Source organism: Aeromicrobium sp. 10G20-16 (assembly GCF_055809665.1).
Genome location: NZ_CM147919.1, coordinates 2,309,460 through 2,326,830, shown reverse-complemented (window position 1 = coordinate 2,326,830; position 17,371 = coordinate 2,309,460). Strand labels below are relative to the sequence as shown.

At 69.9% G+C, this 17,371-nt stretch carries 16 protein-coding genes; 11 read left to right on the top strand and 5 right to left on the bottom strand.

The window, feature by feature from the left end:
- Positions 1-6: 6 nt before the first annotated feature.
- From AC0L5F_RS11730 to AC0L5F_RS11720, 3 genes are read left to right on the top strand one after another with little or no spacing between them, the layout of a single operon-like run.
- Entirely contained in the window at positions 7-720 is a 714-nt protein-coding gene (locus AC0L5F_RS11730; protein WP_473313552.1) for an energy-coupling factor ABC transporter ATP-binding protein, read from the top strand.
- The gene (locus AC0L5F_RS11725) at positions 717-1,328 is read left to right on the top strand and encodes an energy-coupling factor transporter transmembrane component T family protein (protein WP_473313551.1); all 612 of its coding nucleotides are present in this window, start codon (positions 717-719) and stop codon (positions 1,326-1,328) included. Before AC0L5F_RS11730 ends, AC0L5F_RS11725 begins: the two co-directional genes overlap by 4 nt.
- A gap of 41 nt (positions 1,329-1,369) precedes the next feature.
- A complete protein-coding gene (locus AC0L5F_RS11720; RefSeq protein ID WP_473313550.1) occupies positions 1,370-2,302 on the top strand; it encodes a class I SAM-dependent methyltransferase in 933 nt (310 codons plus the stop codon).
- A 100-nt stretch (positions 2,303-2,402) separates the two neighbouring features.
- On the opposite strand, the gene AC0L5F_RS11715 is transcribed toward AC0L5F_RS11720, so the two are convergent.
- Both AC0L5F_RS11715 and AC0L5F_RS11710 read right to left on the bottom strand, forming a co-directional pair.
- Positions 2,403-4,622, bottom strand: a complete 2,220-nt coding sequence (locus AC0L5F_RS11715) for an NADP-dependent isocitrate dehydrogenase (RefSeq protein WP_473313549.1) — start codon at positions 4,620-4,622, stop codon at positions 2,403-2,405.
- 142 nt (positions 4,623-4,764) lie between these two features.
- Positions 4,765-5,097 carry a hypothetical protein gene (locus AC0L5F_RS11710; RefSeq protein WP_473313548.1) on the bottom strand — a complete coding sequence of 111 codons (333 nt, stop codon included), beginning with the start codon at positions 5,095-5,097 and terminating at the stop codon, positions 4,765-4,767.
- A 134-nt stretch (positions 5,098-5,231) separates the two neighbouring features.
- On the opposite strand from AC0L5F_RS11710, the gene AC0L5F_RS11705 reads away from it, so the two are divergent.
- From AC0L5F_RS11705 to AC0L5F_RS11670, 8 genes are all read left to right on the top strand, one after another.
- Positions 5,232-5,984: a LytR/AlgR family response regulator transcription factor gene (locus AC0L5F_RS11705; RefSeq protein WP_473313547.1), complete on the top strand. Its 753-nt coding sequence runs from the start codon at positions 5,232-5,234 to the stop codon at positions 5,982-5,984.
- Positions 5,981-6,388 carry a DUF485 domain-containing protein gene (locus AC0L5F_RS11700; RefSeq protein WP_473313546.1) on the top strand — a complete coding sequence of 136 codons (408 nt, stop codon included), beginning with the start codon at positions 5,981-5,983 and terminating at the stop codon, positions 6,386-6,388. Before AC0L5F_RS11705 ends, AC0L5F_RS11700 begins: the two co-directional genes overlap by 4 nt.
- A 10-nt stretch (positions 6,389-6,398) precedes the next feature.
- A complete protein-coding gene (locus AC0L5F_RS11695; RefSeq protein ID WP_473313545.1) occupies positions 6,399-7,889 on the top strand; it encodes a sodium/solute symporter in 1,491 nt (496 codons plus the stop codon).
- Positions 7,890-8,034: 145 nt separating this feature from the next.
- A complete protein-coding gene (locus AC0L5F_RS11690) occupies positions 8,035-9,630 on the top strand; it encodes a M4 family metallopeptidase (protein ID WP_473313544.1) in 1,596 nt (531 codons plus the stop codon).
- 263 nt (positions 9,631-9,893) lie between these two features.
- A complete protein-coding gene (locus AC0L5F_RS11685; protein WP_473313543.1) occupies positions 9,894-10,232 on the top strand; it encodes a DUF485 domain-containing protein in 339 nt (112 codons plus the stop codon).
- Positions 10,229-11,860, top strand: coding sequence for a solute symporter family protein (locus tag AC0L5F_RS11680; RefSeq protein ID WP_473313540.1), 1,632 nt, complete (start codon positions 10,229-10,231; stop codon positions 11,858-11,860). Before AC0L5F_RS11685 ends, AC0L5F_RS11680 begins: the two co-directional genes overlap by 4 nt.
- Before the next feature lie 239 nt (positions 11,861-12,099).
- Positions 12,100-14,106, top strand: coding sequence for an acetate--CoA ligase (gene acs, locus AC0L5F_RS11675; RefSeq protein ID WP_473313539.1), 2,007 nt, complete (start codon positions 12,100-12,102; stop codon positions 14,104-14,106).
- A gap of 70 nt (positions 14,107-14,176) precedes the next feature.
- The gene (locus tag AC0L5F_RS11670; RefSeq protein WP_473313538.1) at positions 14,177-14,617 is read left to right on the top strand and encodes a phage holin family protein; all 441 of its coding nucleotides are present in this window, start codon (positions 14,177-14,179) and stop codon (positions 14,615-14,617) included.
- A gap of 1 nt (position 14,618) precedes the next feature.
- On the opposite strand, the gene AC0L5F_RS11665 is transcribed toward AC0L5F_RS11670, so the two are convergent.
- Genes AC0L5F_RS11665 through AC0L5F_RS11655 form a run of 3 tightly spaced genes read right to left on the bottom strand, consistent with a single transcriptional unit; the run spans position 14,619 to position 17,301 of the window.
- A complete protein-coding gene (locus AC0L5F_RS11665) occupies positions 14,619-15,461 on the bottom strand; it encodes a hypothetical protein (protein WP_473313537.1) in 843 nt (280 codons plus the stop codon).
- The gene (locus tag AC0L5F_RS11660; RefSeq protein ID WP_473313536.1) at positions 15,461-16,633 is read right to left on the bottom strand and encodes a MarP family serine protease; all 1,173 of its coding nucleotides are present in this window, start codon (positions 16,631-16,633) and stop codon (positions 15,461-15,463) included. Before AC0L5F_RS11660 ends, AC0L5F_RS11665 begins: the two co-directional genes overlap by 1 nt.
- The gene (locus tag AC0L5F_RS11655) at positions 16,630-17,301 is read right to left on the bottom strand and encodes an NUDIX hydrolase (RefSeq protein WP_473313535.1); all 672 of its coding nucleotides are present in this window, start codon (positions 17,299-17,301) and stop codon (positions 16,630-16,632) included. The genes AC0L5F_RS11660 and AC0L5F_RS11655 overlap by 4 nt, the downstream gene beginning before the upstream one ends.
- Positions 17,302-17,371: the final 70 nt, after the last annotated feature.

Genomic DNA, 17,371 nt, shown 5'->3' with positions numbered 1-17,371 from the left:
GCCCGCGTGGCCCTCATCGAGCTCGACGCGGTCGACGTGGTGGCGGCGGGCCAGCGTGAGGACGTCTCGATCCTGCGTGACCTGACGGTCTCGATGACCGAGCAGCGCATCGCCCTGATCGGCGCCAACGGCTCCGGCAAGTCCACCCTGGCCCGCCTGCTGAACGGCCTGGTGACGGCCACCTCCGGACACGTGCGCATCGACGGGGTCGACGTGGCCGAGGAGGGCGCGGCGATCCGTCGGCGGGTCGGGTTCGTGTTCACCAACCCGGCCTCGCAGCTGGTGATGCCCACCGCGGTCGAGGACGTCGCACTGTCGTTGCGGCGCGACATCGGCGACGCCGACCGGCGTGACGCCCGTGCCCGCGAGGTGCTCGACGAGTTCGGGCTCGGACACCGCGCCGACACCAGCGTCCACGCACTGTCCGGCGGGCAGCAGCAGCTGCTGGCCGTGGCCGGGGTGCTCGCCACCGGACCGGATCTGGTGGTGGCCGACGAACCCACGACACTGCTCGACCTGGCCAACACCCGGCTGATCGGCGACCTGCTCCTCGGCCTCGACCAGCAGCTCGTGCTCGCCACCCACGACCTCGACCTCGCAGCGCGGTGCGACCGGGCCCTGGTCATCGCCGACGGCCGCATCGCGTTCGACGGTCCGGCCGGCGACGCCGTGTCCCACTACCGCGCCTCGGCGCTGGACGACGGCACCGGCCCGCGATGAGAGCGGTCAGCCTCGGCGTCCACCACCCCGGCACCACCCCGCTGCACCGGATCCCCGCCGGCCCCAAGCTGGCACTGCTCGTCGCCTACGGGATCGGCGTGGTGGCGCTGCGCGGACCGTGGCCGCCGGTCGGCGCGCTGGTCGTGTCGCTGCTGCTGGCCGCGTCGGCCCGGGTCCCGTTGCGCGACCTGTGGCGCGGCCTGCGACCGATGCTGCTCATCGTCGCGGTGCTGGCCGGGTTCCAGGCGTGGCAGCGCGGGTGGCCGGTCGCCGTCGAGATCGCCGCCACCATCGTGGCGCTGGTGATCGCCGCGTCGACCTTCACCGCGACGACGCCCACGGACCGGCTGCTCGACGCGATCACGCGAGGGCTCGGGCCGTTTCGACGGTTCGGTGTCCGACCGGAGAAGGTCGCCCTGTCGTTCTCACTGATGATCGCCGCGATCCCCCGCATCGCCGACATCGCCGCCGAGACGCGCGACGCCGCCCGCGCCCGAGGGCTCGAACGAACACCCCGGGCCTACCTGACGCCGCTGGTCATCCGCACCGTGGCCCACGCCCAGGCGACCGGCGAGGCGCTGCAGGCGCGGGGCCTCGGCGACGACTGAGCGACGATAGGATCGCTCCACCACTCCCCGGAGGTTCATTCGTGCCGTTCTCCCGCCGCTTTCGTGACCGCGGAAAACGTGGTCTCCACCACGCGTTCCGTTGGGCCCAGCGCGTCGGCGTCGACGTCCTGCCGCGTCACTTCTACTCGTCGGTGCCCGACGTCCGAGAGCTCGTCGAGACCCGCGAGTGGCGCGCACCGCTGACCATGACCGGGGTCGACGGCACCGACCTCGACACGCAGCTGGCCGAGGCGGCCGGCTGGTTCACGCCCGAGGTTCGCGCGGCGCTGGCGGAGGCCGACGTGCACGCGCAGGCGGTCGCCGAGAACGGCGCCGACGGCTACGGACCGATGGAGGCCCAGTTCCTGCACGCCTTCGTGGCCACGAAGCGCCCGCAGCGCATCGTGCAGGTGGGCGCCGGCGTCTCGACGGCGGTGATCCTGGCGGCTGCCGCCCGGCACGACGTCGCCGTCGACGTCGTGGCCGTCGACCCGTTCCCCACCCCCCTGCTGGAGCGCCTCGCCGACGAGGGTGCGATCACGCTGCTGCGCCAGCCGGCCCAGGCCGTCGAGCTGCAGACCTTCACGTCGCTCGGGGAGGGCGACGTGCTGTTCGTCGACAGCACCCACACCGTCAAGACCGGGAGCGAGGTCAACCGCCTGGTCCTGGAGATCTTTCCTCGGCTGAGTCCCGGCGTGGCGGTCCACGTGCACGACATCATGTTCCCGTACGACTACCCGCCCGACCTGCTCGGTCGGCTGTTCTTCTGGAACGAGAGCACGCTGCTGCACGCGTTCCTGATCCACAACCAGCACGCGTCGGTGCTGGTGTCACAGTCGATGCTGGCGCACGGTCGCACCGACGACCTGCGCGAGATGCTGGCCGGCTATCGGCCCGCACGCATGACCGACGGCCTGTTCGCCGACCCCTCGGGCGGCCACTTCCCGTCGGCCACCTGGTTCCGCACCCGCTGAGTCCATGGTTTACCAGCAGGCCCCGGACTCGTGTCACCCCTCCGGGTGAATTCACCCGGAGGAGTGAGGTTTGCCGGGGCCTGCTGGTAAACCTCACACCTCAGGGCAGGATCGCGAGCGCCTCGGCGAGGGTGGTCGAGGGGCGCATGACGGCGGTCGCCTTCTCGGTGTCGGGCTGGAAGTAGCCGCCGATGTCGGCCGGCTGACCCTGCACCGCGAGCAGCTCGGCGACGATCGCGTCCTCGTCACCGGCCAGCTTCTCGGCCAGGGCGCCGAACGACTCGGCCAGCGCGGCGTCGTCGGTCTGCTTCGCCAGCTCCTGGGCCCAGTACAGGGCCAGATAGAAGTGGCTGCCGCGGTTGTCGATCGTGCCCAGCTTGCGGCCCGGCGACCGGTTCTCGGCCAGGAACGTGCCGGTGGCGCGGTCGAGCGTGTCGGCCAGCACCTGCGCCCGCGGGTTGTCCGTCGTGGTCGCCATGTGCTCGAAGCTGACCGCGAGCGCGAGGAACTCGCCGAGGCTGTCCCAGCGCAGGTAGTTCTCCTTGACCAGCTGCTGCACGTGCTTGGGCGCCGATCCGCCGGCGCCGGTCTCGAACAGCCCGCCACCGTTGATCAGCGGCACGACCGACAGCATCTTGGCGCTGGTGCCGAGCTCGAGGATCGGGAACAGGTCGGTGTTGTAGTCGCGCAGCACGTTGCCGGTGACGCTGATGGTGTCCTCGCCGCGACGGATGCGCTCGACCGAGTAGGTGGTGGCGTCGGCCGGCGTCATGATCTCGATCGTCAGGCCGTCGGTGTCCAGCTCGGGCAGGTACGCCTCGACCTTGGCGATCAGGTTCGCGTCGTGGGCGCGTGACGGGTCGAGCCAGAAGATCGCCGGAGTGTCGGAGGCGCGGGCTCGGGTGACGGCCAGCTCGACCCAGTTGCGGATCGGCACGTCCTTGGTCTGGCAGGCGCGCCAGATGTCTCCGGGCTCCACGGTGTGCTCGATGTGCACCGCACCACTGGAGTCGACGACCTGCACGACGCCGGGCTGCGCGATCTCGAAGGTCTTGTCGTGGCTGCCGTACTCCTCGGCCGCCTGGGCCATCAGGCCCACGTTCGGCACCGAGCCCATGGTGGTGGGGTCGTAGGCACCGTTGGCCCGGCAGTCCTCGATGACCGCCTGGTAGACGCCGGCGTAGCTGCTGTCCGGGATGACGGCGAGGGTGTCGGCCTCCTCGCCGTCGGGACCCCACATGTGACCCGACGTGCGGATCATGGCGGGCATCGAGGCGTCGACGATGACGTCGCTCGGCACGTGCAGGTTGGTGATGCCCTTGTCGGAGTCGACCATCGCCAGCTCAGGACCGGCGGCCAGCTCGGCCTCGAACGACGCCTTGATCTCGTCGGCCTGGTCGAGCGAGCCGATGGCCGCGAGGATGCCGCCGAGCCCGTCGTTGGGGCTCAGGCCGGCCGCCTTCAGCGCGTCGCCGTAGGTGGCGAAGGTCTGCGGGAAGAACGCGCGGACGACGTGCCCGAAGATGATCGGATCGGACACCTTCATCATGGTGGCCTTCAGGTGCACCGAGAACAGGACGCCCTCGTCCTTGGCGCGCTTGATCTGGGCTGCGAGGAACTCGTCGAGCGCGGCGGCCCGCATGACGGTGCCGTCGACGACCTCGCCGGCCAGCACCGGCAGCGACTCCTTGAGCGCGGTGACGGTGCCGTCGGCGGCCACGTGCTGGATCGTGAGGGTGTCGTCGGCCTCGATGACGACCGACTTCTCGTTGGAACGGAAGTCGTTCTCGCCCATGGTGGCCACGTTGGTCTTCGAGTCCGCCGTCCACGCGCCCATCGAGTGCGGGTGCGCCTTGGCGTAGTTCTTGACCGAGGCCGGAGCGCGGCGATCGGAGTTGCCCTCGCGCAGCACCGGGTTGACGGCACTGCCCTTGACCTTGTCGTAGCGCGCGCGGACGTCACGGTCCTCGTCGCTCTGCGGGTCCTCGGGGTACGCGGGCAGGTCGTACCCCTGCTCCTGCAGCTCGGCGATGGCCGCCTTCAGCTGGGGCACCGACGCCGAGATGTTGGGCAGCTTGATGATGTTCGCCTCGGGCGTCTTGGCGAGGGCGCCGAGCTCGGACAGCGCGTCGGGGACCTGCTGGTCGGCGGGCAGCCGGTCGGCGAACTGGCCGAGGATGCGGCCGGCCAACGAGATGTCGCGCGTCTCGACCGTGACCCCCGCCTGGGCGGCGTACGCCTCGATGATCGGCAGGAACGAGTACGTCGCCAGCGCGGGCGCCTCGTCGGTGTGGGTGTAGATGATCGTCGACTCAGCCACGGGGACTCCATTTCGCGCACAGGTGCGGATGAAAAAGTTTCTTGACGTCAAGATATCTCATCGACGCCATCGCGCCGACAGGGCCGTTCAACCGTGGCACCTGCAACGCACCCTGTCGACCCGTCGGGCCGCATCGTTCGGATCAGTAGTAGCCGACCTGGTAGGTGCCCCGACCGAACTCCCACGAGTACATGTTCTTGCTGATGGACCGCTTGCGACCCGGCACCGACGTCCAGGCGCTGGTCCAGTCGATGCCGTACCACTCGATCTTCGCGCGGACTCGCGATCCCGCGGGGATCTTGTTGCACCACGCGGTGACCGTGTAGTTGCGGCTCTTGTAGTCGGCGTTGACCCAGGTGGTGGTGACGTGGCAGTCCGACGGCCGCGTCGCGGCCTGTGCCGGCGTCGCCATCAGCAGGGGCGCGGCGACGGCAACCGCCGTCATGAACGTCGCGAGCCGCTTCTTCGTCATCATCGTGGTCCCCGTTTCGTCAGCTGCCAAGATCGCAGACAGACAGTAGCGCTCGCCGGGGATCACGTCGAGCACGGTCGGGCCTTCGCCACGACCGGCGATGTGACCTGCACCACGCGGCGCCCTACCATCACTTCATGACCGTCCCGGGCCTCCACGCGCTCGTCGTCGACGACGAGCGCCCTCTGCTCGAGGAGCTGGTCTGGATGCTCGAGCGCGACGAGAGGATCGGCGCGGTGGAGTCGGCGGGTTCGGGCACCGAGGCGCTGCGCGTGCTGGAGGCGGGCGAGGTGGACCTGGTCTTCCTGGACATCGCGATGCCCGGCCTGAACGGACTGGAGATCGCCGGGCTGCTGAGTCGTTTCAAGCAGCCCCCGGCCATCGTGTTCGTCACGGCGCACGACGCCCACGCCGTCGAGGCGTTCGAGCTGAACGCCGTCGACTACCTGCTCAAGCCGATCCGCGAGGAGCGGCTCCGCGAGAGCGTCCGACGCGTGTGCGACACCGAGGCCACGCCACCGGACGCGGAGGCGACGATCGCGGTCGAGCTCGGCGGTGTCACGCGCTTCGTGCAGCGGTCGTCCGTCGCCCTGGTCGAGGCGCAGGGCGACTACGTGCGCCTCCACACCGTCGAGGGAACCGACCATCTCGTCCGCACGCCCCTGTCCACCCTCGCCGAGACCTGGGCGGACGCCGGCTTCGTCCGCGTGCACCGCAGCCACGTGGTGAACCTGGCGCACGTGCGCGAGGTCCGCATGGAACCCGGCCGCTGCACCGTGCTGGTCGACCTCGGCCAACGGACCCTCGAGGTCCAGGTCGCGCGTCGCCACACCCGCACCCTGCGCGAGCTGATCCACGAGCGCGTTCCCGGGTCGGGCCCGGTCCGGTGAGCGACGAGCCGCGGCAGTACACCGGCCGCGTCCGCGTGACGAGCCCGCTCGCCTCGGCGCCGCGACACGTGCCGCGCACGGTGCGGCAGGAGATCGACGAGTCGACCGGCGTCGGCGAGGTCTACATGCGATCGCTCATCCGCTCGCAGCTCCGCGCGGCCCTGACGGTCGTCACCACCCTGGTGCTGTCGATCGGCATGCTGCCGGTGGTGTTCCTCGCTGTCGACGCCTCCACCTCGACCCGGCTCTTCGGGGTTCCGCTGCCGTGGATCCTTCTCGGCGTCGTGGTGTATCCCTTCCTGGTGCTGATCGGGTGGCTGTACGTGCGCCAGGCGCAACGAGCCGAGGCCGACTTCGGCGACCTGGTCGACGCCGCCGAGACACCCGACGCGAGCCACCCGTGAGCGGGCTGCGGTGAACACCACCTACGGGATCGTGGCGATCACCCTCGTGGCGCTGGCCACGCTGGGCATCGGCGCCTTCGGGCTCCGGGTCAGCCGCACCACCAGCGACTTCTACGTCGCCTCACGATCGGTCAGCCCGGTGTGGAACAGCTCGGCGATCGGCGGCGAGTACCTGTCGGCGGCGTCGTTCCTGGGCGTCGCCGGTCTCGTCCTCGCCAACGGCGCCGACATGCTCTGGTACCCGATCGGCTGGACCGCGGGGTACCTGCTGCTGCTGGTGTTCGTGGCCGCCCCGTTGCGCCGGTCCGGCGCCTACACGATCCCCGACTTCGCCCAGCTGCGACTCGGGTCGCCTGCGGTGCGGCGCGTCGCGAGCATCCTGGTCGTCGCCATCGGCTGGCTGTACCTGATGCCGCAGTTCCAGGGCGCCGGACTGACGATGCGCACCGTCACCGGCGCGCCCGGCTGGGTCGGCACCGTGCTGGTCGCGACCATCGTGGTGGTCAACGTCGTCTCCGGTGGCATGCGCAGCATCACCTTCGTCCAGGCCTTCCAGTACTGGCTGAAGCTCAGTGCCCTGCTCGTGCCGGTGTTCTTCCTGCTGCACGCCTGGACCGACGACGGGCGCCCGTCACCGGTGGCCGCCTCGGACTGGTTCAGCCCGTTCGGGTCCAGCGACCCGACGAGCCTGTACCTGACCTACTCGGTCCTCGTCGCGACGTTCCTCGGCACCATGGGGCTGCCCCACGTGGTGGTGCGGTTCTACACCAACCCCGACGGCCATGCCGCCCGGCGCACCACCCTGATCGTGCTCGGGCTGCTCGGGGCGTTCTACCTGCTGCCGACCATCTACGGCGTGCTCGGCCGCATCTACGCCGGTGACCTGATCGCGGAGGGTCGCACGGACGCAGTCGTGCTCGAGCTGCCTTCGCGCATGCTCGGCGGATCGACGGGCGAGGTGCTCGCCGCCATGCTGACGGCCGGGGCCTTCGCGGCCTTCTTGTCGACGTCGTCCGGACTCACCATGTCGGTGGCCGGCGTGATCGGCCAGGGCATCGCCCGGGGACGCCTCGGCGGCGTGGCGGCGTTCCGCATCGCCGCGATCGCCTGCATCGTCGTGCCGGTGGCACTCGCCCTGTCCGCCGAGCGCATCCCCGTGGCCAGCTCGGTCACCTTCGCCTTCGCTCTCGCGGCCTCGACGTTCTGTCCGCTCCTGGTGCTCGGCGTGTGGTGGCGCGGCCTCACGGACGTCGGAGCGATCGCCGGACTGGTCGGCGGTGGCCTGTGCGCCGGGGTCGCCCCGATCCTCACGATCGGGGCCGACCTGGACGGGTGGCTCGGCACGGCGATGAGCCAGCCCGCGCTGTGGTCGGTGCCCGTGGGCTTCGCCCTGATGGTGGCGGTCTCGTGGGGCACGCGCCATCGGGCGCCCACGAACGTGGCGCGCACCATGGTCCGGCTGCACACCCCCGAGCGGATCGACGTCGACCGCCGCGCGTGACGCGACACCGCGACCGGCCGCATCGCGCAACTCCCGTTTACAGCCACGCCGGTTTCGTCATACAGTCATCCGCACGCGGATGGCCGGGGGGCCTCCTTGGGCCGACGCGACACACATCGGGGGATGTATGAGAACGACCAGAACCATGGCCACGACCGCTGCCATCGCAGCCCTGGCCTTCGCCGCGACCGGGATCCCGGCCGCCACCGCAGCACCGTCCGGTGGTGACGTGGCATCCTCACGTCCGCTGCCGGTCGACGGATCGGTCGCCTCCCAGGCGATCACCGCCGCCAAGGACGCAGCGTCGAAGACGTTGGTCGGCACCGGCCAGGCGCTCGCGGCCACCCATGCGCTGCGTGACTCCAACGGAGCCACCCACGTGCGCATGAGTCGCACCTACAAGGGTCTGCGCGTCGTCGGAGGCGACTTCGTCGTGCACCGCACCAAGGCCGGCACGGTCACCAGCGTCTCGCAGACGCTCGACGACGTGCTGTCGCTGTCGACCACGCCGAAGCTCTCGCCGGCCAAGGCGCTGGGCACGGTGGGCACGACCGTGGCCAAGGCCGGCGCGCCCGAGCTGGTCGTCGACGCGATCGGCGCCGACCCCACCCCGCGTCTCGCCTGGCTGACCACCACCACCGGCACGCAGGCCGACGGCACACCCAGCCGGATCGACACCTACGTCGATGCCGCCACGGGCAAGACCCTGCACCAGGTGCAGCGCATCCAGACCGTCGAGGGCGAGGGCCAGTCCCTGTACGGCGGCACCGTGCCGTTGAACCTCACCCAGTCGGGCAGCTCGTTCCAGATGAAGGACGCGTCGCGCGGCAACACCTACACGATCGACGTGGGCAACAAGACCGACTCGGTGCTGTGCAACCTGCTCGGCGTGGGTTGCGCCACCGGCTCGGTCGTCAGCGGACCGGACACCAGCTTCGGCAACGGCTCGACCAGCAGCCGCGAGTCGGCGGCCGTCGACGCCCAGTACGGCACCGACGAGACCTGGGACTACTACCAGAGCGTCCACGGCCGCAACGGCATCTTCGGCACCGGGAAGGGCTCCTTCAACCGGGTGCACTACGGCAAGAACTACGTCAACGCGTTCTGGGACGGCGAGAAGATGACGTACGGCGACGGCAACGGCACGCAGTACGGACCGCTCACGTCGCTCGACGTCGCCGGGCACGAGATGTCGCACGGCGTCACCGAGAACTCCGCGGGCCTCACCTACTCCGGCGAGTCCGGCGGCCTCAACGAGGCGACCAGCGACATCTTCGGCACGATGGTCGAGTTCTACGCGAACAACCCGAACGACCCGGGCGACTACCTGATCGGCGAGGAGTTCGACACGACCGGCCAGGGGCTGCGTCGCATGGACAACCCGGCCTCGGACGGTGTCTCGCTGAACTGCTACACCAGCAACGCCGGCAACGTCGACGTCCACTACTCGTCGGGCATCGGCAACCACTTCTTCTACCTGCTGGCCGAGGGGTCCGGCGCGAAGACCATCAACGGCATCGCGCACGGCTCCACGACCTGCGACGGATCCAGCATGAGCGGCATCGGCCGTGACGCTGCCCAGAAGATCTGGTACCGGGCGCTGACGGTCTACATGACGTCGGGCACCAACTACGCCGGCGCCCGCTCGGCGACGTTGAACGCCGCCAAGGACCTCTACGGCACCGGCAGCGCCCAGTACGACGGCGTGGCCAATGCCTGGAGCGCAGTCGACGTCGGCTGACACCCGCCGAAGGTTCCCGCTGAGCCTGACGTTTCGACCACGACACCCTGGCGTGTCACGTCGAAACGTCAGGCTCAGCGCGTTCGGGACGCCACTGGTCGCTGCTGGAGGACCGTTCGTCGCACGGCGGTCTCCGCAGGGCGCACGGTCGTCGGTGCCTCGTCGCAGGGTGGGTGCGGTGATCTGGCTCACACCCGCACCGTCGCCCTAGCGTCGAATCGGCTGCACACCGCGTGCCGGCCGATCCGAAAGAGGTGAATCTCGTGGTGGAGAGAATCAGCGCCGAGGCCGAGGCGGCCTACGAGCGCATCCACGCGTCCGAGGACTTCGCGCACCTGAAGAAGACCTTCCTCGGCTTCGTCGCGCCCGTCACGGTCGCGTTCATGGTCTGGTACCTGCTGTACGTGCTGATGTCGATCTATGCCGGCGGCTTCATGGGCCACGTGCTGTTCGGCAACATCAACGTGGCACTGGTGTTCGGCCTGCTGCAGTTCGTGACCACGTTCGGCATCGCCTACTGGTACGCGAAGTTCGCCGCCGCCAACATGGATCCGACCGCTGACCGGCTGCGCGACGAGTACGAAGCGGAGATCGAGCGATGAGCCCCCTGAACCTCACCTTTGTCGCGGCCTCCGACGACAGCAACCAGGGCCTGACCGGGTCCCTGTTCATCGTGATCGTCCTGATCACCGTGGGCATCACCTTCTGGGCCAGCCGCAACAACAAGACCGCGGCCGACTACTACGCCGGTGGCCGCAGCTTCTCCGGCGCGCAGAACGGCTTCGCCGTCGCGGGCGACTACATGTCCGCCGCGTCGTTCCTCGGCATCTCGGGAGCCATCGCGCTGTCGGGCTACGACGGATTCCTGTACTCGATCGGCTTCCTGGTGGCATGGCTGGTGGCGCTGCTGCTGGTCGCCGAGCTGCTGCGCAACTCCGGCCGCTTCACGATGGCCGACCAGCTGGCGTTCCGGATGCGCCAGCGTCCCGTCCGCACCGCCGCCGCGACCTCGACCGTCGTCGTGTCGATCTTCTACCTGCTGGCCCAGATGGTCGGCGCGGGCGCTCTCGTGGCCCTCCTGCTGGGTGTCGACAGCCAGACGGCCAAGAACCTCACGATCGCCGGCGTCGGCGTGCTGATGATCTTCTACGTGACCGTCGGCGGCATGAAGGGCACCACGTGGGTGCAGATCGTCAAGGCGGTCCTGCTGATGACCGGCACGGTGCTCATCACGGTGCTGGTGCTCGCGAAGTTCAACTTCAACATCAGCGACATGCTGGGCTCGGCCGCGGAGGAGAGCGGCGCCGGCAAAGCGTTCCTCGAGCCGGGCCTGAAGTACGGCGTCTCGACCACGAGCCGCATCGACTTCATCTCGCTGGGTCTCGCCCTGGTGCTCGGCACCGCAGGCCTGCCGCACATCCTGATCCGCTTCTACACCGTCCCGACCGCGCGCCAGGCGCGCAAGTCGGTGCTGTGGGCGATCGGTCTGATCGGCTCCTTCTACCTGATGACCCTCGTGCTGGGCTTCGGCGCAGCCGCCCTGGTCACCGGCGACAAGAAGCAGGACATCGTCGACTCCGGAGGCAACCTCGCCTCGCCCCTGCTGGCCGAGGCCGTGGGAGGTGGCGCCGGATCGACCGGTGGCGCCGTGCTGCTGGCGTTCATCTCGGCCGTCGCGTTCGCCACGATCCTCGCGGTGGTGGCCGGACTGACCCTCACCTCCGCATCGTCCGTGGCGCACGACCTGTACGCGAACGTGTGGAAGAACGGCGACGTCACCGAGAAGCAGGAGGTCAAGGTCGCCAGGCTGTCGGCCTTCGTCATCGGCGGCATCGCGATCGCCCTGTCGATCCCGGCGCAGAAGCTCAACATCGCGTTCCTGGTGGCGTTGGCCTTCGCGGTGGCGGCCTCGGCGAACCTGCCGGCTCTGCTGTTCAACCTGTTCTGGCGGCGCTTCAACACCCGGGGCGCCACCTGGAGCATCTACGGCGGACTGATCTCGTGCGTCACCCTGGTGATCTTCTCGCCGGTCGTCTCCGGCTCGGAGACCGCCATGATCACCGGTGCCGACTTCAGCTGGTTCCCGCTGGCCAATCCGGGCATCATCTCGATCCCGCTGGGCTTCTTCTTCGGCTGGCTGGGCACCGTCACAGCCCGCGACGCCGATGCCGAGGCCCGGTACGTCGAGCTGGACGTCCGGTCGATGACCGGGGCGGGTTCGGAGAAGTAGGGCGCGCGGGTCGCTGGCGCTCCCCGCTCCAGCGACTCGTGCCTCGTCGCTGCCGGGCTTCGCCCGGGCGCCTGGCCTCGCTCCGCTCGGCCCCATGGTCGGGGTGGGGCGAGGCTTCCCCCGCCGCCTGCCTCGCTCCGCTCGGCCCATGGTCGAGCTGGAGCGGGGCCGGCGTCGCCGCACAGCCGGCGCCAACCATCTGGCAACCGCCGTCGGACCACCATGTGTCCTGAGCAACAATGCAAGAGAGTCGTCGATCAAGGAGCATCACCGTGTCCGAGCAAGGCATCAGCAACCTGTCGAACGAGCAGCGCCGCTTCGAGCCCCCCGCCGATCTGGCCGCCGACGCCAACCTGAAGGCCGACGCGTACGACCGCGCCGCCGAGGACCGGCTCGGCTTCTGGGCCGCGCAGGCCGAGCGCATCTCGTGGGACACCCCGTTCACCGACGTGCTCGACTGGTCGAACGCCCCCTTCGCGAAGTGGTTCGTCGGCGGCAGGCTCAACGCCTCCTACAACTGCGTCGACCGCCACGTCGAGGCCGGCAACGGCGACCGCGTCGCCCTGCACTTCGTCGGCGAGCCCGCCGACGACACCCGCGACATCACCTACGCCCAGCTCAAGGACGAGGTGAGCCAGGCCGCCAACGCCCTGACCGAGCTGGGCATCGAGACCGGTGATCGCGTCGCCATCTACATGCCGATGATCCCCGAGGCCGTCATCGCGATGCTGGCGTGCGCCCGGCTCGGCGCTCCGCACACGGTCGTGTTCGGTGGCTTCAGCTCCGACGCGCTCGCCAGCCGCATCGAGGACTGCCAGGCCAAGCTGGTCATCACCGCCGACGGCGGCTACCGCCGTGGCGCCGCCTCCGCGCTCAAGCCCGCCGTCGACGAGGCCCTGGTCAAGATCGACAACGACACCACCTCCATCGTCGAGAACGTCCTGGTGGTCAAGCGCACCGACCAGGACGTCGCCTTCAACACCGACATCGACGTCTGGTGGCACGAGGTCGTCGGCGAGGCGTCGACCGACCACACGCCCGAGGCCTTCGACGCCGAGCACCCGTTGTACGTCATGTACACGTCCGGCACCACCGGCAAGCCCAAGGGCATCCTGCACACCACCGGCGGCTACCTCGTGCAGACGGCGTACACGTTCTGGGGCGTCTTCGACCACAAGCCCGACGACGTGTTCTGGTGCACCGCCGACATCGGCTGGGTCACCGGCCACTCCTACATGGTCTACGGACCGCTCGCCAACGGCGCCACCCAGGTGATGTACGAGGGAACTCCCGACACCCCGCACAAGGGCCGCTGGTGGGAGATCATCGAGCAGTACAAGGTCTCGCTGTTCTACACCGCACCCACCGCCATCCGCGCCTGCATGAAGTGGGGCGAGCAGATCCCGGCCGAGCACGACCTGTCGAGCCTGCGCATCCTCGGCTCGGTCGGGGAGTCGATCAACCCCGAGGCCTACGTCTGGTACCGCGACAACATCGGCGGCGGCACCACGCCGATCGTTGACACCTGGTGGCAGACCGAGACCGGCGGTCACATGATGAGCCCGCTGCCCGGCGTCACGGCCGCCAAGCCCGGCTCCGCGATGCGCGCCGTCCCCGGGATCAGCGCCGAGGTCGTCGACGACGCCGGCAACCCGGTCGGCAACGGCGAGGGCGGTTACCTCGTGGTCACCGAGCCCTGGCCCGCCATGCTCCGCACGATCTGGGGCGACGACGACCGGTACAAGGAGACGTACTGGTCGCGCTGGGAGGGGATGTACTTCGCCGGCGACGGCGCCAAGAAGGACGACGACGGCGACATCTGGTTGCTCGGTCGTGTCGACGACGTCATGAACGTGTCGGGCCACCGACTCTCGACCACCGAGATCGAGTCGGCCCTGGTGTCGCACCCCAAGGTCGCCGAGGCGGCCGTCGTGGGCGCCAACGACGACATGACCGGCCAGGCCGTCGTGGCCTTCGTCATCCTGCGCGAGTCTGCCGGCGACGGTGGAGAAGACGTGGTCAACGAGCTGCGCACCCACGTCGGCAAGGAGATCGGCCCGATCGCCAAGCCGAAGAAGATCATGGTCGTGCCCGAGCTGCCCAAGACCCGGTCCGGAAAGATCATGCGCCGCCTGCTGCGCGACGTCGCCGAGAACCGCGAGGTGGGTGACGCCACGACGCTGGCCGACACCGGCATCATGGACAAGATCACCGCGGGCATGCAGACCTCGAAGGACGAGGACTGACCTTCGACGCAACGCCTCGGTCCGACCGTCGTCTCGGCGGCGGCGTTCCGGGGCTTGTAAGGTCGCAGGCATGAGCACGCCGCACAAGCCCGTCGAGGAGCCCACCATCGGCCGACTGGTCGCTGACGCCAGCCGTGACATCTCCGCGCTGGTGCAGTCCGAGATCGCGTTGGCCAAGACCGAGCTGAAGGTCAGCGTCAAGGCCGGCGGCATCGGCGCGGCCCTGTTCGCGGTCGTGGGGTTCTTCGCGCTGCTGCTGATCATCCTGCTGTCCATCACGGCGGCGTACTTCCTGACCATGACCGGCCTGCACCCCGCGTGGGCGTTCCTGATCGTCAGCGGCTTCTACCTGCTGCTCATGGTGGTGCTGACCCTCGTCGGCATCCGCCTGATCAAGAAGGTCGGCGCACCTGAGCAGACGATCAGCACCGCCAAGTCGATCCCGAGCGCGTTCAAGGGCCGTGGCGGCGCTTCGGCGACGCCGTCGGTGTCACTGCCGACGCACGACTGATTCAGCGCTCGCCGGGCGCGGCACGCAGCAGCAGTCCGACCACGGCCGTCGCGCCGCCGACGGCTGCGGCCACGATCAACCAGTGGTCGAGCGAGGACAGGGCCGCGTCGACCAACAGCGTCTGGGCCCGACCGGCCAGCGTGCTCGGGGCGGTGCTGGCGCCGAGCAGTCGGGGAGCCGCCTCGGCGGCGACCACGTGGACCACACCAGCGGCCGCGGCCGTGCCGAGGCCGAGCCAGACCAGCATCGTCGACGCCCGGCGGGCCGCCAGCATCGCCACGCCCGCGGCGATCAACGCGATCGCTGCCAGCAGCGTCGACTGCTCGGGCGTGCTGTCGACGGCCTCCAGCACGCGACGCTCGTCGGCTCCACCGATCGTGACCAGCAGCTGATCGGGAGTCTCTAGCGTGACGGGCAGATCGGCGGTCACCGCGTCGACGATGGTCTTCGCGACCGGACCCAGATCGATGACGACGCGGTTGGACGCATCGAGCTCGGGCGGGAGATCGCGCGGATCGCCCAGGAAGGCACGGTGCGACTCACGCTGCGCCTCGGCGAACGCCGAGCGGAACTGCGGTGTGTCGACGATGCCGGACGCCGCCTGGGTGAGGGCCTTGCGGACCGGCGGCGCGAACTCGTCGGTGACGCCGGTGCGCTGGACGACGTCGTCGGTGACCGCCTGCACGACGCCGGCGCGGAAGTCGGGATCGTCGACGAGACCTGTGGTGAACCGGACGTAGCCGTCCTCGTCCGCGACGTTGTGGGCGACCCAGCCGACCGGCAGCGCGACGGCGACGGCGACGACGGCGACCAGCGCTGCCAGACCGGCCAGGACCGACCGCATCACGCACACCCGCCCGTGGACACGGCGCTGGTGGCGGTGGCGCCCTTGCGAGCCGACGCGGCGACCTGCTCGGCGGTCAGCGCGTACCCGGTGGACTTGTCGGCCACCGACGCCGCGAAGATCACGCCGATCACGTCGCCGGACGGCGACACCAGCGGACCTCCGGAGTTGCCCGATCGCACCAGTCCGCGCACCGAGAACGTGTCTCGCACGACCTGCCCCTTGTCGTAGATGTCAGGGCTGCGCAGGTCGATGCGATCGCGGATGCGCGCGGCACGAGCGTCGAACGGCCCGTTCTGCGGATAGCCCAGGATGGCCGCGGAGTCACCCTTGGTCGCCGTGGTGTCGAACGACAGCGTGGGCAGCTGAACGCCGTTGACCGCCAGCACGGCCACGTCGAGATTCTTGTCGAACAGCACCACCCGTGTGGGCACCCGGCGGTCGTTGATGATGAGCATCGGGGTGGTGACGCCGGCGACGACGTGGGCGTTGGTCATGATGCGGCCGGGCGCGTAGGAGAAGCCGCTGCCCTCGATGCCCCGGTCGCAGCGGGCCTCGCCGAGGATCTTGACGACGCTGCCGCGGGCGGCCTCGACCCCGGGCTGCTGCAACGTGGCCTCGTCCGGCGGGCCGACCTGGGTGATCTGCTCGGTCTCGAACGGGTCGATGTAGCGCGGGAACAGGTTGGTGTCGAGGACGTCGTTGAACGAGCGCAGGACCGACGTGGCCTGCGACGGCATGAAGCGGTCGACCTCCTGCAGGATCACCGACGAGCGCGACGCCGATGCCAGGTAGGGGATGCTCGTGCCGCTGACCGAGTAGCCCAGTGCCCAGCCGGCGACCAGCACGGCGACGATGCTCAGGACGCTGCCGCCCACGGCGTCGAGCCAGCGCAGCGGACGCCACTTCAGCCCCCGACGCAGCTCTGACCCGACGACGGTGCCGATGGCCTGTCCGATGGCTGCCGCGGCGATCACGAGCCCGAGCGCCAGCAGCGAGGAGCCGAGGTCCTGCGTGGCGTCACTCATGAACCGCGGCACGATGGCGATCGCGATCAGCCCGCCGACCAGCAGCCCGGTGGTCGCGATCAGGTTGACCACGAAGCCCTGGACGTAGCCGCTGACGGCGTAGGCCAGGAGCACGACGACCACGATGATGTCGAGGGAGTTCACCAGGCGCCCTCCGGCAGCGGGCGGCGGTCCGCGACGTCCCACGGCTCGTCCCACCCGACGACCTCGAACAGTCGCGCCACGATGCCGGCCGTGAACCCCCACAGCGGCACCCGCGCGCCGACCTCGAACGCCGGACCGACCCAGCCCGACGGGTGGGTCACGCTGAAGCGATTGGCCGGATCGACCAGCTCGCGGACCGACTGGTGCAGCACCTCGACCACCTCGTGCTCGCTGGTCGATGCCAGCGGCTGCGGGTCGCGCCAGTAGCCGACGACCGGGGTGACCGCGAAGTTGCTCGGCGGGAGCCACAACGTGGGAAGCGTGCCGACGACGTCGACGCTGGCGGGGTCGAGGCCCACCTCCTCGTTCGCCTCGCGCAGCGCGGTCATGGCGGCGTCCGTGTCGCCGGGGTCGGCGCCTCCGCCCGGGAAGGAGATCTGTCCGGCGTGGTTGCGCATGGTGGTGCCGCGGCGCGTGAGCAGGATCTCCGGCCCGTCGTCGCCGTCGGCGAACAGCACGAGCACCGCGGCGGGGCGTGCGTCGGCGGGAGGTTCTGGCGAGTGGGGCGCCAAGCGCTTGGCGGTCACCTGACCGATCGCGTCGGCCACGGGACGCAGCCAGTCGGGCAGGTCGGCGGGGTGCACGGCGGGCCGGTCCGCTGCGCTCATGGCCGGACCCCCGCTCGTGAGACGCGCACGCACGCGCGCGGACGAGACCGTGGCGCCACGTCAGGATCCA